At 36.7% G+C, this 21982-nt stretch carries 23 protein-coding genes; 8 read left to right on the forward strand and 15 right to left on the reverse strand.

The features are described 5' to 3' along the window. Positions 1-132 precede the first annotated feature (132 nt). Positions 133-999, forward strand: a complete 867-nt coding sequence (locus K319_RS0112020; RefSeq protein WP_027383822.1) for a sigma-70 family RNA polymerase sigma factor — start codon at positions 133-135, stop codon at positions 997-999. A 93-nt stretch (positions 1000-1092) separates the two neighbouring features. On the opposite strand, the gene K319_RS0112025 is transcribed toward K319_RS0112020, so the two are convergent. The 5 genes from K319_RS0112025 to K319_RS0112050 all read right to left on the reverse strand — a co-directional run bounded on the left by K319_RS0112025 (position 1093) and on the right by K319_RS0112050 (position 5091). Then, entirely contained in the window at positions 1093-1617 is a 525-nt protein-coding gene (locus tag K319_RS0112025; protein WP_027383823.1) for a coiled-coil domain-containing protein, read from the reverse strand. 165 nt (positions 1618-1782) lie between these two features. Further along, positions 1783-2685 carry a TIGR01777 family oxidoreductase gene (locus K319_RS0112030; protein WP_027383824.1) on the reverse strand — a complete coding sequence of 301 codons (903 nt, stop codon included), beginning with the start codon at positions 2683-2685 and terminating at the stop codon, positions 1783-1785. Between the two features lie 90 nt (positions 2686-2775). After that, the gene (locus tag K319_RS0112035) at positions 2776-3600 is read right to left on the reverse strand and encodes a CvfB family protein (RefSeq protein WP_027383825.1); all 825 of its coding nucleotides are present in this window, start codon (positions 3598-3600) and stop codon (positions 2776-2778) included. 245 nt (positions 3601-3845) lie between these two features. Continuing rightward, positions 3846-4673, reverse strand: coding sequence for a hypothetical protein (locus K319_RS0112045; RefSeq protein WP_027383826.1), 828 nt, complete (start codon positions 4671-4673; stop codon positions 3846-3848). A 184-nt stretch (positions 4674-4857) separates the two neighbouring features. Beyond that, positions 4858-5091: a hypothetical protein gene (locus tag K319_RS0112050; protein WP_027383827.1), complete on the reverse strand. Its 234-nt coding sequence runs from the start codon at positions 5089-5091 to the stop codon at positions 4858-4860. Positions 5092-5384: 293 nt separating this feature from the next. Here K319_RS0112050 and K319_RS20345 point away from each other — a divergent pair, with 293 nt between their 5' ends. Further along, on the forward strand, positions 5385-7157 hold the full coding sequence (locus tag K319_RS20345) for a helix-turn-helix domain-containing protein (RefSeq protein WP_051230642.1): 1773 nt from the start codon (positions 5385-5387) through the stop codon (positions 7155-7157). Positions 7158-7165: 8 nt separating this feature from the next. Here K319_RS20345 and hisS read toward each other — a convergent pair whose 3' ends face one another. Further along, complete coding sequence (gene hisS, locus K319_RS0112060) at positions 7166-8515, reverse strand: histidine--tRNA ligase (RefSeq protein ID WP_027383828.1); 1350 nt, start codon at positions 8513-8515, stop codon at positions 7166-7168. A gap of 138 nt (positions 8516-8653) precedes the next feature. Here hisS and K319_RS0112065 point away from each other — a divergent pair, with 138 nt between their 5' ends. Together K319_RS0112065 and K319_RS0112070 are read left to right on the forward strand one after the other, a co-directional pair. Then, a complete protein-coding gene (locus K319_RS0112065; RefSeq protein WP_084403439.1) occupies positions 8654-9106 on the forward strand; it encodes a nuclear transport factor 2 family protein in 453 nt (150 codons plus the stop codon). Then, a complete protein-coding gene (locus tag K319_RS0112070) occupies positions 9106-9720 on the forward strand; it encodes an alpha-ketoglutarate-dependent dioxygenase AlkB family protein (RefSeq protein WP_027383830.1) in 615 nt (204 codons plus the stop codon). Before K319_RS0112065 ends, K319_RS0112070 begins: the two co-directional genes overlap by 1 nt. On the opposite strand, the gene K319_RS0112075 is transcribed toward K319_RS0112070, so the two are convergent. Further along, positions 9713-10864 (reverse strand): MFS transporter, encoded by a 1152-nt coding sequence (locus K319_RS0112075; protein WP_027383831.1) that lies wholly within the window; start codon positions 10862-10864, stop codon positions 9713-9715. The two genes, K319_RS0112070 and K319_RS0112075, sit on opposite strands and share 8 nt — an antisense overlap. 195 nt (positions 10865-11059) lie before the next feature. Between K319_RS0112075 and yidD the strand changes: the two genes are divergently transcribed. Both yidD and lgt read left to right on the forward strand, forming a co-directional pair. After that, positions 11060-11296 carry a membrane protein insertion efficiency factor YidD gene (gene yidD, locus K319_RS0112080; RefSeq protein WP_027383832.1) on the forward strand — a complete coding sequence of 79 codons (237 nt, stop codon included), beginning with the start codon at positions 11060-11062 and terminating at the stop codon, positions 11294-11296. A gap of 423 nt (positions 11297-11719) precedes the next feature. Further along, positions 11720-12580: a prolipoprotein diacylglyceryl transferase gene (lgt, locus tag K319_RS21780; protein WP_034671755.1), complete on the forward strand. Its 861-nt coding sequence runs from the start codon at positions 11720-11722 to the stop codon at positions 12578-12580. A gap of 29 nt (positions 12581-12609) precedes the next feature. Here lgt and K319_RS0112090 read toward each other — a convergent pair whose 3' ends face one another. The 3 genes from K319_RS0112090 to K319_RS0112100 all read right to left on the reverse strand — a co-directional run bounded on the left by K319_RS0112090 (position 12610) and on the right by K319_RS0112100 (position 15077). Next, positions 12610-13098, reverse strand: coding sequence for a hypothetical protein (locus tag K319_RS0112090; RefSeq protein ID WP_027383834.1), 489 nt, complete (start codon positions 13096-13098; stop codon positions 12610-12612). Between the two features lie 83 nt (positions 13099-13181). Then, positions 13182-14033, reverse strand: coding sequence for a helix-turn-helix domain-containing protein (locus K319_RS0112095; protein ID WP_027383835.1), 852 nt, complete (start codon positions 14031-14033; stop codon positions 13182-13184). Positions 14034-14045: 12 nt separating this feature from the next. Then, positions 14046-15077 (reverse strand): threonine aldolase family protein, encoded by a 1032-nt coding sequence (locus tag K319_RS0112100; protein WP_027383836.1) that lies wholly within the window; start codon positions 15075-15077, stop codon positions 14046-14048. Positions 15078-15199: 122 nt separating this feature from the next. Between K319_RS0112100 and K319_RS0112105 the strand changes: the two genes are divergently transcribed. Continuing rightward, positions 15200-15847 (forward strand): metal-dependent transcriptional regulator, encoded by a 648-nt coding sequence (locus K319_RS0112105; RefSeq protein WP_027383837.1) that lies wholly within the window; start codon positions 15200-15202, stop codon positions 15845-15847. A gap of 177 nt (positions 15848-16024) precedes the next feature. Here K319_RS0112105 and dnaJ read toward each other — a convergent pair whose 3' ends face one another. The 4 genes from dnaJ to K319_RS0112125 all read right to left on the reverse strand — a co-directional run bounded on the left by dnaJ (position 16025) and on the right by K319_RS0112125 (position 20056). Next, a complete protein-coding gene (dnaJ, locus tag K319_RS0112110) occupies positions 16025-17140 on the reverse strand; it encodes a molecular chaperone DnaJ (protein ID WP_027383838.1) in 1116 nt (371 codons plus the stop codon). A gap of 85 nt (positions 17141-17225) precedes the next feature. Then, the gene (locus K319_RS0112115) at positions 17226-17765 is read right to left on the reverse strand and encodes a nucleotide exchange factor GrpE (protein WP_027383839.1); all 540 of its coding nucleotides are present in this window, start codon (positions 17763-17765) and stop codon (positions 17226-17228) included. 208 nt (positions 17766-17973) lie between these two features. Then, positions 17974-18480: an endonuclease V gene (locus tag K319_RS0112120; RefSeq protein WP_027383840.1), complete on the reverse strand. Its 507-nt coding sequence runs from the start codon at positions 18478-18480 to the stop codon at positions 17974-17976. Positions 18481-18508: 28 nt separating this feature from the next. Then, positions 18509-20056 carry a S41 family peptidase gene (locus K319_RS0112125; protein ID WP_027383841.1) on the reverse strand — a complete coding sequence of 516 codons (1548 nt, stop codon included), beginning with the start codon at positions 20054-20056 and terminating at the stop codon, positions 18509-18511. Between the two features lie 120 nt (positions 20057-20176). Between K319_RS0112125 and K319_RS0112130 the strand changes: the two genes are divergently transcribed. After that, a complete protein-coding gene (locus K319_RS0112130) occupies positions 20177-20842 on the forward strand; it encodes a head GIN domain-containing protein (protein ID WP_027383842.1) in 666 nt (221 codons plus the stop codon). 51 nt (positions 20843-20893) lie between these two features. Here the strand turns inward: K319_RS0112130 and K319_RS0112135 are convergent, their stop codons facing one another. Next, positions 20894-21925: a LacI family DNA-binding transcriptional regulator gene (locus K319_RS0112135; RefSeq protein ID WP_027383843.1), complete on the reverse strand. Its 1032-nt coding sequence runs from the start codon at positions 21923-21925 to the stop codon at positions 20894-20896. Positions 21926-21982 lie beyond the last annotated feature (57 nt).

The following is a 21982-nucleotide window of genomic DNA, read 5'->3' on the forward strand; positions in this document are numbered from 1 at the left end:
GCCCAAATTGTATTAATATGTTTTAAAAAGCGTTAAAATCTCATATAAATCTGACAAAAGTAAAATTTTTGTAACCTTTTGCAAGTTATGATCGTATAATATAATGCAACCTAATAGAATGAGGTTTTTATAATGAGACAATTAAAGATTACAAAACAGGTTACCAACAGGGAAACCGCATCACTAGACAAGTATCTGCAAGAGATCGGAAAAGTTGAATTGATCACCGCTGACGAGGAGGTAGATTTGGCTCAGAGGATCCGTGCCGGTGACAGAGCTGCTCTTGAAAAACTGATCAAAGCTAACTTACGTTTCGTGGTTTCGGTTTCTAAACAGTATCAGAATCAAGGTCTTTCTCTTCCGGATCTCATCAACGAAGGAAATCTTGGTCTGATGAAAGCGGCAAAAAGATATGATGAAACGAGAGGTTTCAAATTCATCTCTTATGCTGTTTGGTGGATTCGTCAATCGATTTTGCAAGCGCTGGCCGAACAGTCGAGAATCGTAAGATTACCTTTGAATAAGATTGGTTCTATCAACAAGATCAACAAGGCTTATGCTCACCTGGAGCAAGAGAACGAAAGACCGCCTTCTCCGGAAGAGCTGGCAGAAGTTCTGGATATGAGCGAGGAGGACATCAAGGAATCTATGAAAAACAGTGGTCGTCACCTATCGATGGATGCGCCACTTGTGGAAGGTGAAGATTCTAACTTATATGATGTTTTGCGTTCCGGAGAATCGCCAAGTCCCGATAAGGATCTAATGCTGGAATCTCTACAGATCGAGATAGAAAGAGCACTACAAACTTTGACTCCGAGAGAGGCCGATTTGGTGAGATTATATTTCGGGCTGAACGGAAAACATCCAATGACTTTGGAAGAAATCGGTGAAACTTTTGACCTTACAAGAGAAAGGGTTCGTCAGATCAAAGAAAAGGCGATCAAGAGATTGAAACATAATACAAGAAGTAAGATTCTTAAGTCTTACCTTGGTAAATAATATTTTTCATTCATCGAATGATTTTAAAGCAAGACTTTTTGGTCTTGCTTTTTTTGTAATGCTAATAACAATTACAACTTGCTTTTAACTAAATCACTCCTCTTCTTTTTTTAGACTTTCAATCAAACCTTCCAGTTCTTTGATCTTATCTTTCAGGTTTTTGATGTCGTTTTTGTTATTGGTAACCTTACTTTTCAACATTACGGTCCTGGCGCGTTCGCTGTGGTCTTCGCTGTCCTCGTCCTCGCTGATCTCCTCAACATCTTCCTGAATCTCCTCTACGTCCTCTTGGATCTCTTCAATATCTTCCTGGATCTCGTCAATATCTTCCTGGATCTCATTAACATCTTCTTTCAGATCTTCGATATGTTCAGAACTTTTGTTCACTGACATTTGAATGAAAATAGCCAAATAAATGGCCTCTAAAGAGACAACTGTAGTAAGTACCAGCAACATATGCTCGAACTCTACAATATTGAAAATCGGCAATGCAAAACAGACGATAAAAAAAATCGTATGGAAAACCAATGACTGGATAGAACCTACCCACCAAATAATTCCGTTTGCAATCTTTTCTAAGACAGAAAGCTTTTCCTGGTTTTCTTCTGTAAGTTTCATTGATGATTTTTTTAACTGTTTGATTTTTCACTCAGAACTTTTTTGAAGCTACAATAATTAAAATAAAGTTGATAAAATCAAATAATATCCAATTTTAATTCGGTCTATAGTTTTGAGAACTCCACAAAAATAGAGTAAAATAGCCGAAATAACCAACAAATCAAATTAATTTAAAATGTCAGACAATGCAGAATCCAGATTACTATATTTGAATTTGAAGCCCAGGTCTTCAATTTTTCTGGAAGAAATGCGGCTTCCTTCCAAAGCTAAAACTGACATTTCGCCCAAAATTGCTTTTATTAAAAATTTTGGAATGTTAGGTAACCATATTCTTTTATGAAGATGTGAAGCCAATTTTTCAGTTAAGGTTTCATTAGTTACAAAATCCGGTGCTGAAGCGTTGTATGCGCCATTCATAGAAACATCTTCCACAGCTTTGAAATAGATATCTACGAGATCATCGATATGGATCCACGGAAAGTACTGTTGACCCGTTCCCAATGCCGAGCCAATATTGAAATCAATCGGTTTTCTTAAGACTTCCAATGCACCACCTTTTTCGGATAAAACGGTTGTAGTCCTAACTCTCACAACTCTGCTTCCCAAATTCTGAAATTGTAAAGCTTTCTGCTCCCAATCATTACAAACTCTTCCTAAGAAATCTTCTGCAGGCAGATCTTCTTCCGAGAAAATATGTCCTGATGTGATCTGCCCATAAAACCCGACAGCAGAAGCCGAAATAATTGCTTCGGGATGGATATTTTGTTTCTGCATCTGTTCATAAATAAACTGTGCAGAGTTTATCCTGCTTGTGTAGATCTCTTTTTTGTAAGATTCTGTCCAGCGCTTGCTGATCGGTGCTCCTGCCAAATGAATGAAAATATATGTATTATCCAGCGCACCTTCTTCCAGAAAGCCATTCTCATAATCCCAAACGTATGATTTGAAGCTGGATCTCTTCGATCTAGAGCGGACCAAGGTTTCTACCTGATAACCTCGCTCGTATAATTTCCGGGAAAGTTTTTTGCCAACAAGTCCTGTTGCACCACTTATGAGAATCTTTTTCATCTGCTTTTATTTCGTCTTTTCAAACAAAAACGATTCCAATGAAAAACAATTATAAAATAAGTTTCGTAAATCTGATAATTGACATAATAATCACAACAATCTGATCTTATCCTCCAAAATCTCGATCACTTTATCTTTATAAAGACTTCCTATCGCTTTTTTGAAGTTCTTTTTGCTCATTCCGAGCTCATCTTTGATCTCGTCCGGCGTAGATTTGTCAGAAAGATAAAGAAGTCCATAGTTATCGTTGAGCTTGTCTATGACTTTTTGTTTGAATTCGTCTACGTTTTCAAAGCCTTGCGGCTGAAGCGTAACATCTATTTTACCATCTTCGCGGATTGTTTTGATATAACCGGTCTCCTCAGATAGAGGATATAATTTTTTGAAAACATCGGATGCATAGATCAATCCTATGTATTGTTTATTGATAATGACATTCCATCCCAATTCAGACTCGTTCATCATGATCAGATCGACTTTGTCTCCGCTTCTGAAAGGCAGATCTTCGTATTGTGGATTCCGTTTGAATTTGGTTGTCCCGGTAATCAAGCCGGTTGCCTCATCAATATACACATACACTAAGTAACGTTTACCTTCTATTATTTTAGATTTTTGTTGCTTGTAGGGGATAAAGAGATCTTTGATGATTCCCCAATCCATAAACGCTCCTGTCGGCAGACTTTGCACGCAGGTCATTACAGCAAATTCTCCTATCTCTGCATTGGCTTTTTCGGTTGTTGCCTTCAGATTACCTTCTTCCTGATAAACAAAAACCTCCACTTCTCTGCCAACTTCCCAAGAATCATCTGCAAAGACCTTTTGAATAAAGGCTTTTTCGCCATTGTCATCTCGCAGAATGTATCCAGAAGATATTTGTTCAGAGATCGTAAGAGTTTGAGTTTGTCCGGGCTTCATAAAATTGAATTTCCTGCAAAAATACAGATACTTTTTCTAATCTGACTTTTAAGAATCATTTTTTGTTAGACATCTGCACCCTTGGTCAACAAATCTATATAAAAAGAAAGTCCGGAAAAAAAATCAATTATTTTCGTAGTCCGGTCTTTTTCGGAATATCTCTTCGCCAAAAAACATTTTCAAAACAAACAAAATGATGGCAACTAATTTTACTATTATTAAGTTATTGAATTTTGACATAATGATTATCTTATTTTATAAATTGAAATCTCTGTAGAAATATCTCCCAAAACAGAAAGATCCATACCGCCTGTCACAATCCCGAAATTAAGTTTCTCACCCGCTTTCAGGTTATAAATATGATCAATACGGCCTTCTGTTAAAGAAACTTTGGTTGCGATGACCGGAATTGTACCATTTGCTAATAAAACATGGTCTAATAATGTAGGTACCTTTCCGGCATATGAGGTTCTGGAAATCACCAGACCAGGTTTTGCAGAAGCTGGAATATCTTTGGTCAGTCCATCTCCGAATCTAAGAGAATAATTAATCATATACAGTCCAGTTTCTGGAACTATATATTGGTTATCCTTTACAAATTCCTGTCCCATCTCTTGTACCAATTGGGCGTTGAATTGAAGAATCTTAAAATCAGAACCCAAAAACTCGGTTCCCGAACTTACCAATGATAATCCAGACACTCCCTTTGCGGCAAAAGCACTGGGATCACTGAACATTTTTTTCCAAAGCCCTTTCGTCTTATCTGCATGCGTATAATGTGCATCATAAATATAGTAACCAGAACTTGTCATATTCTGAGTTTTAGGGGACGCAGGTGAAGATAACGGGGCAACAATATGGATAAATGCACCGTTTTGGGGCGAACCATAGAGTTGATCTTTCATTTTCAGTGAGTCTGCCGTGGTTCGGGGCGGTATAATTCCGTCCGGAATTGTAATTAGTGAAGATTTATGTACCTCTAGATTAGCTAAAGGTTTCTGTGTATTTATTCCAATCTGTGATTTGATATTGATAAATAACAAACCAAAAATTAAGAAATATATCGTTTTCATAAAATTAGTTTTTTCAGAACGTGAAGCTTATACTGTTTCTCGATCTTATTTTATGTTCGTTACCAGTAGTAACACTGAATCGAATGAACCCTACTTTATACTCTGCCCCAATTCTCAAAAGAAATGAGGCAGATATAAAATGCAAATAATGAATGTTTCTATTAATTATAAGGTTGTCTCTAGACTACCATCTAGTTCCATCTCTCACTGGTGGATCTGGATCTACTTCCGGTGCAGCGGCTGCAGAAGTTGTAGTATTAGTAGCTGTGCCTACCTGCGTAGAATCGTCTGTTTTTCTAAGATTTTTATTTTGTTGTGTGACACTCTCTTGTAGGTCAGCAGTCTCGTCTTCTTGTCGGCAAGAAACGAAGCTTGTAGTGATGACAGCAATCGCTAAAATGGAAATAAATTTTTTCATGATATAAATGATGTTTAATGTTTATTAAAATGAGTCGGTTTAAAAAATATTTCATTTGAAATACATCGCAAAAGTATGCGCAAAAGACCATTTATAAAAACATATATGGTCTCGATTTGGAAATCTTGACGTCCTAATTCATAAATAAGGACATATTTAAATTATTGATTTACAACTGATTAAATTTATTATTAACAGTTCACTTGTCATAACGTTTTTTTATTAAAAATTTCTCAAACATATTTCATATTTCCGTATTTTTGAGGACACAAATGATTGAGATAATAATTATAATGAAGAATTTTTTCTTGATCATATTTCTGTTATTTTCCAGCTATGTTTTTTCAGAAGACACTAGCCCAAAAAGCTATGAGATATTAAGAAAAAAATACAGTAATTTTCCTGAAGATGATGGCCGTGCTTTTCCATATTTAAATTCCTACATCAAAAAGGCAAAAGCAGAAAAAAGAGATCTGGAACTTTTCCAAGGTTACCGTGATGCCGTTTACTATTCCAAATCTTTGGAAAAAAAATTGAAATATGCGGACAGTTGTCTAGATGCTGCGTATAAATCTTCGAATGATAACAGGATAGCAACGGCCTATGTCTTGAAAGGGAGTGTATACTACGCCAATTACAGAAAATACAAACCTGCATTGGATGAATATCTGATGGCATACAAATATTCTAAAGACACTCGGGATCTCTACTTAAAAAACAAAGTTTCTTACCATCTTGGCGTTGTCAAAAATTATTTAGGTTACCATGAGGAAGCTTTAGAACTTTTCAAAAATTGCGTATCCTATTTTGAGGCAGAATCCAATGACAAAACATCACACGAATCTCAAAGGTTCAATAACAAAAAAGGCTACCTTAATAGCTTACATCAGATGGTGATCTGCTACAGCAACCTAAAGGATACAAAAAAAACAGACTCCCTTATAGATGTTGGTCTTTTAAAAACCTTTAATGATAAAGATTTTTTATTGGAAAGAAGTTATTTCTTGAAATGCAAAGGACTTTCTGAATACAATAATAACAAATATACCTCTGCCATTGATTACTTGAGCGAATCTCTAAGTTTGATAAAAGATGATTTTGCCTGGATATCTGTAGATTATTTTTACATCGGTAAAAGCTATCTTGCCCTCAAAGATGAAGAAAAAGCAATCTCCAATTTCAAAAAAACCGATTCCATCTTTACAAAGCATGATTTTATACTTCCCGAACTGAGAGAAAATTATGAATTGCTCATTAATCATTACAAAATAAATAAAGACCACGAAAAGCAACTTTTCTATACAACACAATTATTGAAAGCGGACAGTATTATTTCCCGAGACTTTGCCTATCTTTCTTTGAAGATCCACCGCGAATATGATACAAACACGCTTATAGAAGAAAAAGGAAGGCTAGAGACCGCAAATACCTGGGGAGGATTCCTGATTGCTGCTTTATTTATTTCAGGAGGCGTCATCGTCTTTATTCTAAACAAGAAGTACAAAAAGGAAAAAGATACGCTTAGCAAATATCTTCTTTTGGAAGACAAGATGAAGAATAACAGCTATGTAAGCTCAGAAAATACGGCCACAAGAACTTCGCCTGCCACTATTTTAACCTCTGACTCACTGGATGAGAAAAAAACCCAAATTGCGGCAGCTATAAAAAGGGACCTGTTAAGGAAACTGCAATCCTTCGAAGAGAAAAAACAATTTACCCAAAAAGGTCTTACAATACAAAAGCTTGCCATTCAAATGGATACGAATACAAATTATCTATCCAACGTCATCAATGAGCAAAAAGGAATGAACTTCAATAAGTATCTGGGTGACTTAAGAATCAGATACATTACGAGACTTATGTTTGAGAAGAGCATCTATCTCAATTATACCATAGATACCTTGGCAAAGGAATGTGGCATTGCGTCTCGACAAAACTTTTCAGATCTTTTTTATGAGATCAATGGCATCCGTCCTACAGACTTCATCCGAAAAAGGAAAAAAGAGCTCGAAAATAATAACGGCAATAATTTTTCTCCCTTAGAAAGACTTCACGGATTGTTATAATAATAAATTTATTTTAAGAATTCTTCTATTTTCAAAGACCTTTGTTCACCGGAAAAAAGATCTTTGACCGTAACAGTTTGGTCTTTTATTTCTTGCTCACCTAAAAAAACAAGGTTTTCAATTCCTTTTTTCTCAGCATAAGCAAACTGTTTTTTCAATTTAGAGGCTTCGGGATAAAGTTCGGCAGAAATATTTCTATCCCTAAGCTCAGAAATCAGCTTCAAAGCTTCGATAGATTCTTTTTCTCCGTAATTGGCAAAAAGATATTTTACTTTTACATCAGAATCTTCCGGGAAGATCCCTAATTCCTCCATCACAAGATAGATCCTGTCCAACCCGAAAGAAATACCAATTCCAGGAACATCTTTCACACCGAAAACTTCCGTCAAATTATCATAACGCCCACCTCCGCCGATGGAACCCATCGCAACCTCATCAGCTTTCACTTCGAAAATCGCACCTGTATAATAATCCAATCCTCTTGCTAGAGTAATATCAAAAACAAGGTTTTGGGAATCTATGCCGAGAGATAATGCATTACTGATCACAAACTCCAGTTCTTCTACTCCTTTCAGTCCGGTTTCGTTTCCAGCAAATTTTTCTTTTAAGTTTAATAAATTCTCAAGTGCATCATTGGTCTGATCAAAAAGGAAATCCAATTTTGAAATCGCTTCTTCCGAGATTCCTTTTTCCAGCATTTCTTTAGTCACGCCATCTTTTCCAATTTTATCCAGTTTGTCAAGCGCAACGGTAAAATCAATTAATTTATCAGCAATTCCAGCATATTCTGCAATTCCGGAAAGTATTTTTCTGTTATTGATATGAACCGAAACTGATAATTTCAAATCTTTGAACGATTTGAAATACAACTGAAGCAACTCAACTTCCTGCCAAAGACTTGTACTTCCAACAACATCTGCATCACACTGATAAAACTCTCTGAATCTCCCTTTCTGCGGACGATCCGCACGCCAAACCGGCTGGATCTGATAGCGTTTGAATGGAAATGCCAATTGCCCTTGATTCATCGCAACAAATCTTGCGAAGGGAACAGTGAGGTCATAACGAAGCGCTTTTTCAGAAATCTGGGAAATCAGTTTTTGCGAATTTTTAGCCATCCAATCTTCCTCATTCGTTTTCGAAGCGTAATCTCCGGAATTCAGGATCTTGAAAATCAATCTGTCACCTTCCTCGCCATATTTACCCATCAAAGTAGAAAGGTTTTCGAAACTTGGAGTTTCCAAAGGCTGGAAGCCAAACAATTCGAAATTATTCTGTAAGATATTGATGATATATTTTCTCCTGGAAACTTCTTTCGCAGTAAAATCTCTTGTTCCTTTTGCTAAGCTCGGCTTCATTTGATATTTGATAAATGAGGTTTGATAAATAATAATCGCGTGCAAAAATACGGATTATAGCTAATATTATAAAAAAGGAAAGACCAAACTTCTCCAATTTCAATGTAAAATTGTAAATTAGTCACCAAACCGATTCAAATGAAAAGCATCAAATCTTTATTTTTTTTATTAATTAGTTTCTTTCTGATCGCCTGCTGCGAATCTTCTTGTGAAAAAAACACAGAGAATGAGCAGTTGGTAAAGCAATATTTCGAATTGTTCAATGCCCACAAATGGAAAGAGCTTTCAGAGCTATATATCGAAAATGCAGAATTCAAAGACCCAAGCTTGGGAACGGGAATAGTGAAACAGAGCAAGCAAGATTTTATTAAAAAATATTCTGAACTGAATCATATTTTCCCAGACCTGAAAGATGAAATAAAGCAGATCTACGTCTCCGGAGATAAGAATGTGATTGTAGAATTCGTTTCAACGGGAACTGCTCCTGACAATTCAAAATTTGAACTCCCGATTTGCACTATTTTTACCATCGAGAATGGAAAAATAACCAAAGACCTTACTTACTACGACAATTTTGACGAAACCAAATAATGAACCTTTTTGACGACCAATTTGAAATCATTGAAAATATTCTGCCCTACGACGGAACAACTTCCTACTATGGAAAAATTTTTTCTGAAGAAGAAGCAAATAATTATTTCAAAAAACTAATGACCGAAATCGAATGGAAAAGTGATGAAGCCGTTATCTTCGGAAAACTGATTGAAACCAAAAGGAAAGTCGCTTGGTATGGTAACGAAGAATTCAGTTATACTTATTCCGGAAGAACAAAAACAGCTTTGCCCTGGAACAAAACACTTCTCGAAATCAAAGAAAAAATTGAGAATGTGAGCGGAGAAACATTCAATTCCTGTTTACTAAACCTGTATCACGACGGTTCAGAAGGAATGGCTTATCACAGTGACGGCGAAAAAGATCTGAAAGATAATGGCGCCATCAGCTCTGTAAGTTTTGGAGCTGAGAGAAAATTCAACTTCAAGCATAAAACGACCAAAGAATTGGTTTCTCTTATTCTTGAGCACGGAAGTCTTTTGATGATGAAAGATACAACTCAAAAATTCTGGCTTCACAGATTACCAACAACGACAAGAATCATCAAACCAAGAATCAGTCTGACTTTCCGAACAATTGATAAATCTAAATAACAGGCTTATATTTTCTCATAAATCCGAGGCAAAGTAACAATCCTATAATGGATAAGCCTGCTCCTACCAAAGATGGATAATTATAAGACAATCCAAATTCTAAAGGCAATCCGCCGAAAAATGCACCGAGAGAATTAGCAATATTGAAAGCAGCCTGCATAAAAGCAGCAGCCATCATTTCTGAGTTTTTTGCAGTACGGAGCATTATAATATTGATAGGTGTTCCTACCGCCATTGATAAAACACCACAGACGAAAGTCAGAACAAGAGAAACTATTTTGTTCTCTGAAAAGAAAAACACACAGATCAGAGCCAAGATCATTGCCAGAAAAAGAATAGAAGCAGCCAAAGCCGGCCTCATCTTATCAGACATTATTCCTCCAAGAAAATTTCCAACAACCATTCCCGAACCGGCAAGAATCATAATATAAGCAATAGAATCCGTAGGAAAATTAGAAACATTGGTCATCAAAGGAGTAATGTAACTGAACCAAGCGAACAAACCACCAAATCCAATTGCTGAAATCGAAATAATATGCCAGGCTTTCATTGTTTTAAAAAACTCCAATTCGTCTTTCAAAGTAACTGTTCGCAAACTATCCATATAAGGAAGGAGAAATTTGAGTGCAATTATTGTAATCAATCCTATCAAAGCAACAACTCCAAACGCATATCGCCAAGATAACTGATGTCCCAACCAAGTCACAAAAGGGACCATCGCAAGATTTGCGAGCGTGAGACCTGCAAACATCACTGCGATACTTTGCGCCTGTTTTCCCGGCTTTGCCAATCGTGAAGAAACAACAATCCCCACACCGAAAAATGCACCATGAGGAAGTCCTGATAAAAATCTAAGGATCATCATGGTATAATAATCATTTGCTAAAGCCGATAATCCATTAAAGATGGTGAAAGCGATCATCAAAAAGATCAAGATTCTTTTTGGAGGAAATTTTGCAGCATAAGCTACCAAAACCGGTGCACCAACTACAACACCTGTAGCATAAGAAGAGATAAAATGTCCTGCCTGCGGAATAGAGATGCTCAAAGATCTTGCTACATCCGGCAGAAGCGCCATTATCACAAATTCTGTAGTACCAATTGCCAATCCGCCTAAAGTCAACGGAAGTATTCTTTTATCCATTTTGCAAAAATCAAGATTTTATCAATTAAATTCAAATTTGAATATTATAAAATCTATAATCGTATCATTGATTTAAACTATTGTTTAAATATGGTTAACATTAAAGATGAAAGTATTCAGAATACAATTGTTATTGTTCGTTAATTTTGATTTCCCTAATCTTTTTTCTATTATTTTTGCATAGCTCAAACTATTATGCTGAACAAGATCCTGATTTTTCCGATTGTCGCATTGATAAAGTTTTATCAATTTGCTATCTCGCCTTGGCTGGGGAAAAACTGCAGATATGACCCTACTTGTTCACATTATACTTTGGAAGCGCTGAAAGTCCACGGATTTTTCAAAGGAGGCTGGCTCTCTATTAAAAGAATCGCAAGTTGCCATCCTTGGGGCGGTGAAGGTTACGACCCTGTTCCACCAAAACAACATTAAAATCAGTTATCAATGAATAATATTTTTTTTAGATTTTATCTAATTCTTTTTGCAGGAGTTTTCCAGGTTGTTTCTGCTCAAAATTCTAACACAGGTCTTTCTGACGGGACTTTGAAAATAAATAACAAAGAAACTTTGGCTGTGAAAATCTTCGCAACCCAAAGAACAGATTCATTATACAATGCTGCCTCTCGTAATATTCCAAACGAACTAGTCATCTTAAATGAAGATAATATCACTCCGGAATCGGCAGAACATCTTGGCAGTATCCAGAACATTTTAGGATCTTTCAAGAGCAATAAATTTCAATTCTTGGATAAGGATTTCAAACCTGTGGATGCCACATTGGAACAGAAAAATATTGAAAATTTCAAATATCTATTAAAATCGAATACGGTTTTGAAACCAGCTGACAACGTAGAACTGGAAACAAGTTTCAAAATCTGGGATCCCGTAAAAGGAATCAAATTGGGACCTGTAATGCTTCATTTTTATAGTTTGATGTTCATTTTCGCTTTTGGATTAGGCTATTTTATAATGGCAAAAATCTTCAAGATCGATGGCGTGGACGAGAAGTATCTGGAACCGTTTTTCACCTGGACTTTGGTAGGAACTATTCTTGGTGCTAGATTGGGACACGTTATTTTCTATCAACCAGAATTGTTCAAAGAAGATTTCTTGAGTGTATTCTTACCAATTAGCACCAAAGGCGGTTTGCATTTCACAGGATTTTCCGGTTTGGCAAGTCATGGTGCAGCAATTGCGGTGATTGTAACCACTTTATATTACAGTTTAAAGATCATCAAGAAAAACCCGCTTTGGGTCTATGACAGAATCGGTATTGTTGTAGCTTCGGGAGGTGCTTTTGTGAGGATGGGAAATTTTTTCAATTCTGAAATTTTAGGAAAACCGGTTGACCCAAATTCTCCTTTCGCTATCCTTTTCCCTCAGCAAAGTTCTGAATATGGCGTAACTATTCCCCGTTATCCGACACAACTTTTTGAAGCGTTCGGGTACGTTTGTCTTTTTTTCGTGCTTTGGTTTTTGTATAAAAAAACAGACAAAAAATATCAGCAAGGCTGGTTATTTGGATTGTTTTTCATTGTTCTCTGGGCCATCCGTTTCTTTGTAGAATTCCTGAAAGAGCCACAGGGCGACGAGATCATTCAGTTTGCAGGACTCAATACAGGACAGGTTCTGAGTATCCCGTTCATGGTTGCCGGATTGGTGATCATGATCTATTCTAAGAAATTCAAACTTCCGAAGGAAGAAACAACTGTATAAAAAATTAAACTCCCAGATTTGGGAGTTTTTTATTTAATCTTATTAATTTTCCTCTGCATCCTGAATTGAAAAACAGAGCCTACCAAAAATAAAACAAAAAGCACAAGAAGCGTTTGAGCAATAATCGGATCTGTAGGGGCTTTTGCTAAAGGATGACCAAGTGGAACTCGGGTAAACGTTTCGTTAACCGTGGGAATCAGTGATAAGAAAAAACTGAATGATAGAAGGAAATTCTCAAAAAAACGCGCCCTTTCACTTTCCTGTTTTTTATAATATAGAAAGTAAGCTATCAAAATCATAAGCACGATGAAGAGTGCGAAGACGTGCCCCGGATTGAACCCGCCGTGTTTTGATAATCCCAAGGCAGTTAATGATGTGACAAGTGTAAAATAGAAATAGACTTTCCCTGTGATTTTACCAAGGTCTATCTTGCCATTTTTTATAAATCCTACAATTGCAGCAACAATTGCGACAATACCTATAAATGTGTGAAAAATTCCCAAAATTGATAATCCCATAATGTAATTTTAAATTTGAATGTCATTATTGACATCACAAAATTGCGATTCAAAAAACAGAATGGTTTTAGAAATAAGGTCAATTATTTGGAAATTCGGGTCAAGCGATAGTTCGTCGGCGTAATGCCATATTTGTTATGAAAACTTTTGGTGAAACTTGCCAAATCATTAAATCCACAGTCAAAAGCGATGCTTGTGATACGCTCATTGGATATCAATAGTAATTCGGCACCTCTTTCTAACCTCTTATTTTTGATATAATTGGCCGGAGAATCGTTATATATTTTTTTAAATTCCCGCTTAAAGGAAGAAAGGCTCAGATTGGTCTTGTTTGCCAACTCTTCGATTCCTGTTTGTGAAAACAAACTAGCTTCTATTATTTGTTTGAAAGTATAAGTAATTGGTGAGAAAAGTTGGGATAAAATGACTTTTATGGTCTCGGCATTTTGTGTCTGGGATAGCAAAAGGATGATCTCTTTTAGTTTTAAAATCAAGATATCATCATTAACCAAAGACGGATTATCAAAATAAAACAAAAGTCCTTCGATATATCTTTGAATCAAAAAATCATTATTTATTTTTTCGCTTGACTGATTGCTTGCTTTATTATTGGATTGAAATACGGACGGAAGCTCCTTGCCATAAATTTTTTTCAAAATATCCGGATGAAAAGTAACGATCACAATTTCACCTTTTTCAACAGATCTTGTTTCATGGATCTCGTTCCCTGAGTTTATACAATTCAGCAATAGTGAATGTTTCGTAGGAATATCAATATGATCATCATTTGATCGATATTGCATCTCTCCTTTTAACATATACAAAAAACAAGCTTGTTCAGCAACAGGGAAAGTAAAATCAAAAGGCGGTTGCAGGACCACCTTTTGAATAAATTGTTTTCCGAACAGATCAATTTTTTTATAATCGATGACCATCTGTATTAAAAATTATAATAATGATATTTCTCCTAAGAATTCTTCCACAACCTCATCAAAAGTGGCCCAAGATGTGATCAATCGAATCGCAGAACTCTCTTCATCCATCTTTTTCCATACATAGAAATCAAAGTTTTCTGACAGTTTCCCGATTTTCGAATTATTCAAGATCGGGAAGATCTGGTTGGTATGTGTATCAGATAAAAATTGGAAACCTTTGTTCTGAAAAGCAGATTTGATCTTCATTGCCTGAACGTTGGAATGTTTTGCCAAATCGAAATACAGATCATTCTTCATCAATTCCAGAAACTGAATGCCCAACAACCTTCCTTTTGCCAACATTGCACCTTTCTGCTTGACATGGAATCCAAATTCCTCTTTCAATTTATCATTTGTTATAATAATTGCTTCTCCCAGCAAAGCTCCATTTTTTGTTCCTCCCAAATAAAAAATGTCGGTCAAGTTAGCTATATCTTCCAATGTCAGGTCACTGATCTCAGAAGTTAAAGCCTGTCCTAATCTTGCTCCGTCCATAAAGAGATACAGATCGTTGGTTTTGCAAAATTCTGATAATTCCTGCAATTCCTTCTTTTTATAAATAGTTCCGATCTCTGTAGAATTAGAAATATAAACGAGTTTTTGTTTGACCTGATGAGGTTTATTCGTATGAGTATCTAAAACCGATCGAATATGTTCCGGTATTAGTTTTCCGTCTTCCGTAACAAGTCCGTGAACCTTGTGTCCAGTTGCTTCTATCGCTCCGGTTTCATTAGTGAAAATATGGCCTGTTTCAGCAGAAATAACACTCTCATGAGGACGAAGAATTGAGGAAATAACTAAAAGATTAGCCTGAGTTCCGCCACTTACAAAATGAATATCTGCATTTTGATGATTCATTTTTTGTCTGATCAATTCTCTGGCTTCGTCAGAATACACATCATAACCGTAACCGTTTTCCTGCACGAGATTTGTTTTGGTCAATGCTTCTAAAATATTGGGATGACAACCTTCTGAATAATCATTTTTGAAAGAGTATTTCTTCATTATTTCTACTTCTTTTTTAAAGAATCAAAGTTATTGATTTATCAATCAAGATAAAATTAAACTGAAGGTTAAATTGTTAGAACAAAACCTGATCTTATCTAACTTTTGTTTAACTTTGAATTATGAATTCTCTAACCGAAGAAAATTATCTGAAAGCACTTTATCATCTTGTGAATGAGAATGATGAAGTTTCCGTGAATGATCTGAGCAGGCAACTCAATATCAAGATGCCCTCTGTAAACAGTATGATCAAGAAGTTTGCAGATAAAAATTGGGTAAAATATGAATCTTACAAACCGATCAAGCTTACGGAATCCGGAAAAAAAGAAGCATCACTTATCGTAAGAAAGCATAGACTAACAGAGATGTTCCTGGTAGAAAAAATGGGATTCGGGTGGGAAAATGTCCACGAGATCGCAGAACAATTGGAGCACATCCATTCTGATGTTTTCTTTGACAAAATGGACGAAATCCTGAATTACCCAAAAGTGGACCCGCACGGCGAACCAATCCCGGACAAAGATGGGAATGTTATCCAGCCTGAACTTAAAAAACTCAGCAAATGCAAAGAGAATGAAACAGTAGAATTAGCCTCAGTAACCACTTCTTCTGAAGAATTCCTGAATTTTCTTAATAAAAGAAATCTTGGTCTAGGAACTATTATCAAGGTTTTGCAGAAAGAAGATTTTGACCAATCAATGAAGGTTTTTTATAATAATCAGGAGGAGAATTTTAGTAAGACAGTTTGTGACAGATTGTTGGTGAGATAACCAGCTTGGATTCCATAGCTCTTATCTGAACTAATATTAAATTTGAATCATTATAATATTCTTATTTTCCATAGGTTTTACCTACGGCTACTGAGATTAAACCCTTCGGGTTTCCCAGTGCAAACGTAATCAATGAGATAAAAAAAGAGACTTAAAATTAAGTCTCTTTTTTATCTTTTAGTTGAACATATCTTTTACTTTATCAAAGAATGTCTTTTCTTTTCCGGTTGGCTCGGCATTCATATCGCCGTTCTCCATTTGGCTTTTGAAAAATTCTTTTTGTTCTTTCGTCAGCTTCTGAGGTGTCCAGACATTGATATGAACAAACATATCGCCTTTTCCGCCGTAACCTTCAATGTTTGGAAGACCTTTTCCGGCTAATCTTAATATCTTTCCGGATTGCGTTCCTTCATCCACTTTGATCTTCACCTTTCCACCAACTACGTTTATTTCCTTAGTTGTTCCCAAAGCTGCTTCTGCAAAAGAAATATACAGTTCCTGATGAAGATTGTCGCCTTCACGCTTGATAGTTTTATCCACCTCTTCCTCAACCACCACAAGCAGATCTCCAGGCGTTCCACCAAGTGGCGCATCGTTCCCTTTTCCTCTTACATTCAGTTGGATGCCGTCTCTAGCTCCAGCAGGTATGTTGATGGTTATCTCTTCCTCTTCTTTGATAAGACCTTGAGCATTAGCTCCGGACGGAATTTTATCTGCAACTTTACCAACACCCTGGCAAGTTCCGCAAGTTGTCTGCGTCTGCATCTGGCCGAACATCGTGTTCATCACTTTGACCTGTACACCACTACCGTGGCAGGTAGGACAGGTCTTTGAGGTCACACCCTGAGCAAGTTTCATCTTTTTGACCTTGATCGTTTTCTGTGTTCCGGAAATCATCTCTTCAAGGTTCAGTTTGATACGAACACGAAGATTGGAGCCACGAGACTGCTGTTGTCTTTGACCACCTCCACCGAAGCCTCCGCCGAAAATATCACCGAACTGACTGAAGATATCCTCCATATTCATTCCGCCTCCAAATCCACCGAAACCGCCGCCTCCAGCTGCACCGCCCATTCCTGCATGACCGTACTGGTCATATCTCGCTTTCTTGTTGCTGTCGCTCAAAACTTCATAAGCTTCTGCTGCCTCTTTGAATTTTTCCTCTGCGTTTTTATCACCTGGATTTTTGTCTGGGTGATATTTGATGGCCATTTTTCTGTAGGCCTTCTTGATTTCATCAGCACTTGCCGATTTGGATATTTCTAAAACTTCGTAATAATCGCGTTTTGACATAATTGATGATTGATAGTTGATTAATAATAATTGATATTTAGAATGAAAAAATCATTTATCAATTATTTCTTATCATTTATAAATATTAGTTTCCGGTCACAACCTTAGCAAATCTGATGACCTTGTCATGCAACTGATAACCTGTTTCGATAACATCTACGATTTTGCCCTTCAGTTCCGGGGTAGGCGAAGGAATCTGGGTAATAGCTTCGTGGAAATCCACATTGAAAACATCTCCGGCATTCACTTCGATTGGTTTAAGACCTTTCTCAACCAATTTGTTTTTAAATTTCTGATAGATCAATTCCACACCTTTCAGGTCATCTTCGTTACCATTTTTAGCAATCTCCTTCAATGCTCTTTCGAAGTCGTCCAAAACACCTAACATAGATGTCATAAGGTCTTTTGATGCATACAGATAGAACTCATTCTTTTCCTTTAAAGTTCTTTTCTTATAGTTTTCGAATTCTGCATAAAGACGGATGTACCTGTCTTTTTCTTCTGCCAAAAGTTCCTCTGCAGTCGGTTGTTGTGACACATTTTCCTGATTGTCCGTTTCCGTCGTTTCAGGTTGTTGAGTTTCAGAATTAAGGTTTTCCTCGTGTATATCTTTGTTTTCTTCCATTTCGATAATTTTACAGGATAGGTTTTTCAATTCCTTTGCCAATTCTGTTTTTTTGACAATTAGGCAGAGTTTGAATTTAAGAATATTTCGAATATTATTTTGAGAAGAGCGTGTTCCTCGGGCAGAGAAAGGTTATTTCTTCGAACGTAGAACGATGCTTTCTCCGCTCGAAGAAAGACGCATCATTCGTACAATTAAATAAATACAATTAATTATTATCAGATTTTGTAATCTGATCTAGAGTTTTAAGAATATTCGGGATTCTAAAGGTGCCATACATATCCCGAATTTTTTGGGCGGCAGTAGAGAGATCTATTCCAATGGCTGAAATATATAAGGGATTATTGCTTTCTCCCCTTTTGATTTCAGCTACAGTTTCTTTGTTATTATAAAAAGGCGTTTTTGCAACGCCAATGATCGGTATTTTATTTTCCAAAATTTCATAGAGTTTCCCTCCAAGTCCATAATTATGGTCGTTGTCCACATAAATATATCCATCTACAATAATACCTTCGAGTTCGCTAATATCCAATTTCTCTATGATCTTTATTAGACAAGGCAACTCTCTTTTGTAGAATAATCCCGGAATATATGCATCTACCTCGCTGATATATTCTATTAAAATATTTTGCGGATCTGGATCCTTCCAATGAAATAATACACCAACCGCTTTCGCTTCTTCTTCCCGGTAGTGTACATCTAAAGCTAATAGCACTGATCGTTTTAATATTTTTATGTTAAAGTTACTTTGCTTTCCGTACAATAGAATTTCGGAAATCTATATCATCCAAAACCCACTTCATCATCTTGTCTTCCTCGCAGCCAGGTATATCATCGAAGTTAATATCTATCTCCACATTGGGCATCACCCCTCTACTGTTGTTATCGAATTCGATATTCGGGCGGATAAGGAAAAGTCCTATGGGAAGCACTAATCTGGAATGGGGCAAGATCACGGTGTTATTTACCCCAGCTACAGTTCCGTCATTCGCACCGCCTGTTTCCTCGCCTACGATCAGTGCTCTTTTCTCATACTTCAACTTGGCAGAAATAATGGACGCCGCCGAGAAACTACCGCCATTGACCAAAACGTAGAGCTTGCCCCGGAATGCATTCTTTTTTGGTTTCGTTGGCTTGGATGCGAATTCACGGAAGTAATACCGATCTCCTTTCCTGGATGATAAAAAGTAGTTTCCGGCCAAGAAAAACGGATAACCTACCGCACTGAAAATGGAAGAGAGAATAGTCTGTCCTCGGAAGTAGTTCTGATGAAGACCCGAGGTCCTGGAGGTCATCTCGGGAGATTTGATCAGTGTAAATTCTTTGTCAGTAAGGTAAGAATATAAGGTATTGATCTCTGAAAGTGATCCCCCCAGATTATCCCGGATATCCAAGATCAGATAATCTGACTGTGCATTCTTGATCTCTGCAAAAGTCTCTTTGTAAAATTTCTTAGCAAGGGTCGCCGAAAAGGTTTTCACTTTGATATATGCTACGCTGCTATCACTCTTCAGGAATTTCAGATCCCTGTTGTAGGTCTTGGAGCCGGCATCGTAATCCTGCACTTTCTGGACAGTGGTTATTTTCGGTTTTACCCTATCTATATTCACTTGCTGATCTGTTTTCTTCTCTCTTTTAATAAAAACGTCAGAAATGACATTATTATATTTCGTCTGCAAGATAACGCTGTCAAGATAACCTTTTTCCAAGGTATAATAATTAAAAAAAGAAAGATTCATAAAATACTTCTGAAAGGTCTGGTTCTTCCCATCCGAGCTATAAAGCTTTCTGTATTTACTGATCAGGTCAGATACATTTTCGTCATTGATCTTTAGTATCTCTGTTCCTACCTTTATATTCTTAACATCTTCCTTGTTTTCTTTCACAAACATCTTGTTACCAACAACCTGATAATCCATCAATCCAAATAACGGTCTTTTGGTCCTGAAAGCCTTTTGCTCTGCTTTGGTATATTTCCTTGGGATAGCTTTCAGCCTAAGATGCCCCTCATTGATGCTTGCAATGACCGGAGAGAACTGGAAAAAAAACTCATTAGGCGTCAGAGGTTTTGTAATAGTTGTTTTCAGACTGTCAAATTTATGGTCCAGATCAGCTTTGGATATGTACCAGTAAAGTTCCGGATGGAATCTCTTAAGTTTATCATAAGTAAAATCAACATCTTTCTTAAGTTGCGCCACAGGTATCTTTTTTTCTAAAAACAGATTATTCTTCCTGACAGATTGACAAGACATTATAACTATAAATAGAAACAGATATTGGACCTTTCTCATAATTAATAAAATTAAATTTAAGGTTTTTACATTATAAAGAGAGGAGCACACTCCAACTTTAACATATTCTAACATAAAGTGGTTTCTAATTTGTTATTGAGACGTAAATCGAAAAAAATTATGAAACATATAATTGTAGCTGCGTCTGTATTTCTATTCTCGCAGTTTTCATTTGCCCAAACCAAAGAGGTAGGTGCCTTTACCTCGTTGAAAGTATTTGATAAAATACCCGTAGAATTAGTATCTTCCTCTTCTTACAAAGCGGAACTTAGTGGGTCGAAATCGGATGACATAGAATTCGTAAACTCCGGAAACGAACTAAAGTTAAGAATGAAAACCCTGAAACTTTTACAAGGTGACGAGGTAAAAGTGGTTCTATACTATAAAGACATCAACAATATCCAGGCAAGCCAAGGGGCGGTCATTAATTCAAGTGATGCTTTGAAAGCTTCTAAACTTCAGGTTACCTCTAATGAAGGTTCGCAGATCGATCTGAATGTAGATGCAAGTGTAGTTGAAGGAAAAGTCAATACCGGAGGTTCACTGAAATTATCCGGTGAAGCAGATTCCCAATCTGTAGTTGTAAATACGGGTGGTCAATATGATGGACAAAACCTGAAAACAAACATCACAAGTATCACAACCAACGCTGGCGGTCAAGCTTCTGTTTATGCCTCCGAGTCTGTTACAGCTACCACCAGAGCTGGCGGCGTGATCGATGTTTATGGAGATCCAAAAACCAGAAATGATAAAAAAGTAGTTGGTGGAAAAATCAATTACAAATAATTGAATCTAATAAAAAAGTAAAAATAAGAAACTCCCAAAATTGGGAGTTTCTTATTTTTTTCTGCTGGATGATTGTCTAATATGAAGGGTCGGTGAAAGAACCAGTTTCTTCTCTATGCTGATTCCTGATGAGTTGTCTTTTATTCTTTCCAGAAAAACATTTCCTGCTATTTTTCCCATTACGACCGGTGTTTGATCCACAGAACTGATAGACAATTCCATAAATTGGGTAAAAGGCTCATTACTAAAACCGATCACACCCATATCTTCCGGGATTCTGACCTTAAGATTCTTAATTTCTTTACAGGCACCTAATGCCGTAAAATCCGAAGCAGAGAAAATGGCATCCGGCTTTATCTTGCGCTTCCAAAGATTTTTTACTGCACTTATTCCTTCTTCAATGGAACTTCCTGTATTAATGATATTTTCTTTAACAACAGGTAAATTATTGGCCTTAAGCGCATCGATGTAACCATTGAGACGATTCTGATAGATCTCCAGATTCTGGTCACCCGAAAAATGACAAATATTTTTATATCCTTGATTAATAAGATGTTCCGTCGCCATAAAAGCACCCTTGTGGTCATCGATCGTGATCGTACTGATTCCCGGAATATCCTTCTTTCTATCGAAGAAGATAATTGGCGTATTGGTGGTTGCCAGTATTTTTTTAATATATTCCATATCAGAAGTATTTCTGGAAATCGAAATAAAAATCCCGTCGACCTGTGTATTCAGCAAAGTATTGAGCTGTTTCTTTTCTATCGCAGCATCCTCATGACTTTGGCAGATGATCACATGATATCCATGCGGGGACAGTTCTTCTTCCAGACCTCTGATAACCGATGAGAAGAAATTGGTATTAATGTAAGGAACAATGACACCTACGGTTTTTGTCTCACCACTTTTAAGCGCTTTTGCAAGATTATTCTGTTTATAATTCATTTCCTTGGCAGCAGCCATTACCAGCTCTTTGGTCTCCTGGCTGATTCTTGGATGGTCGTTCAGCGCCCTGGAAACAGTCGCCACACTCACATTCAGTTTTTTGGAAATGTCATATATCGTCGTGTTTTTTTTCGTCATATATCCGTTGATGAATATTGGTTGTTGTAAATATATAAATAATACCCGTCCCAACTG

Origin of the sequence: Epilithonimonas caeni DSM 17710 (assembly GCF_000426465.1) — a bacterium.
GTDB classification, from domain to species: domain Bacteria; phylum Bacteroidota; class Bacteroidia; order Flavobacteriales; family Weeksellaceae; genus Epilithonimonas; species Epilithonimonas caeni.

Coding starts and splice junctions, on each gene's coding strand:
- K319_RS0112115 (WP_027383839.1), bottom strand. CDS start 17,765: ATGGAAGAAAACAAAGATATACACGAGGAAAACCTTAATTCTGAAACT.
- K319_RS20345 (WP_051230642.1), top strand. CDS start 5,385: ATGAAGAATTTTTTCTTGATCATATTTCTGTTATTTTCCAGCTATGTT.
- K319_RS0112030 (WP_027383824.1), bottom strand. CDS start 2,685: ATGAAAAAGATTCTCATAAGTGGTGCAACAGGACTTGTTGGCAAAAAA.
- yidD (WP_027383832.1), top strand. CDS start 11,060: ATGCTGAACAAGATCCTGATTTTTCCGATTGTCGCATTGATAAAGTTT.
- hisS (WP_027383828.1), bottom strand. CDS start 8,515: ATGAAGCCGAGCTTAGCAAAAGGAACAAGAGATTTTACTGCGAAAGAA.
- K319_RS0112035 (WP_027383825.1), bottom strand. CDS start 3,600: ATGAAGCCCGGACAAACTCAAACTCTTACGATCTCTGAACAAATATCT.
- K319_RS0112065 (WP_084403439.1), top strand. CDS start 8,654: ATGAAAAGCATCAAATCTTTATTTTTTTTATTAATTAGTTTCTTTCTG.
- K319_RS0112135 (WP_027383843.1), bottom strand. CDS start 21,925: ATGACGAAAAAAAACACGACGATATATGACATTTCCAAAAAACTGAAT.
- K319_RS0112070 (WP_027383830.1), top strand. CDS start 9,106: ATGAACCTTTTTGACGACCAATTTGAAATCATTGAAAATATTCTGCCC.
- K319_RS0112095 (WP_027383835.1), bottom strand. CDS start 14,033: ATGGTCATCGATTATAAAAAAATTGATCTGTTCGGAAAACAATTTATT.
- dnaJ (WP_027383838.1), bottom strand. CDS start 17,140: ATGTCAAAACGCGATTATTACGAAGTTTTAGAAATATCCAAATCGGCA.
- K319_RS0112125 (WP_027383841.1), bottom strand. CDS start 20,056: ATGAGAAAGGTCCAATATCTGTTTCTATTTATAGTTATAATGTCTTGT.
- K319_RS0112045 (WP_027383826.1), bottom strand. CDS start 4,673: ATGAAAACGATATATTTCTTAATTTTTGGTTTGTTATTTATCAATATC.
- K319_RS0112100 (WP_027383836.1), bottom strand. CDS start 15,077: ATGAAGAAATACTCTTTCAAAAATGATTATTCAGAAGGTTGTCATCCC.
- K319_RS0112025 (WP_027383823.1), bottom strand. CDS start 1,617: ATGAAACTTACAGAAGAAAACCAGGAAAAGCTTTCTGTCTTAGAAAAG.
- K319_RS0112105 (WP_027383837.1), top strand. CDS start 15,200: ATGAATTCTCTAACCGAAGAAAATTATCTGAAAGCACTTTATCATCTT.
- K319_RS0112090 (WP_027383834.1), bottom strand. CDS start 13,098: ATGGGATTATCAATTTTGGGAATTTTTCACACATTTATAGGTATTGTC.
- K319_RS0112020 (WP_027383822.1), top strand. CDS start 133: ATGAGACAATTAAAGATTACAAAACAGGTTACCAACAGGGAAACCGCA.
- K319_RS0112075 (WP_027383831.1), bottom strand. CDS start 10,864: ATGGATAAAAGAATACTTCCGTTGACTTTAGGCGGATTGGCAATTGGT.
- K319_RS0112130 (WP_027383842.1), top strand. CDS start 20,177: ATGAAACATATAATTGTAGCTGCGTCTGTATTTCTATTCTCGCAGTTT.
- K319_RS0112050 (WP_027383827.1), bottom strand. CDS start 5,091: ATGAAAAAATTTATTTCCATTTTAGCGATTGCTGTCATCACTACAAGC.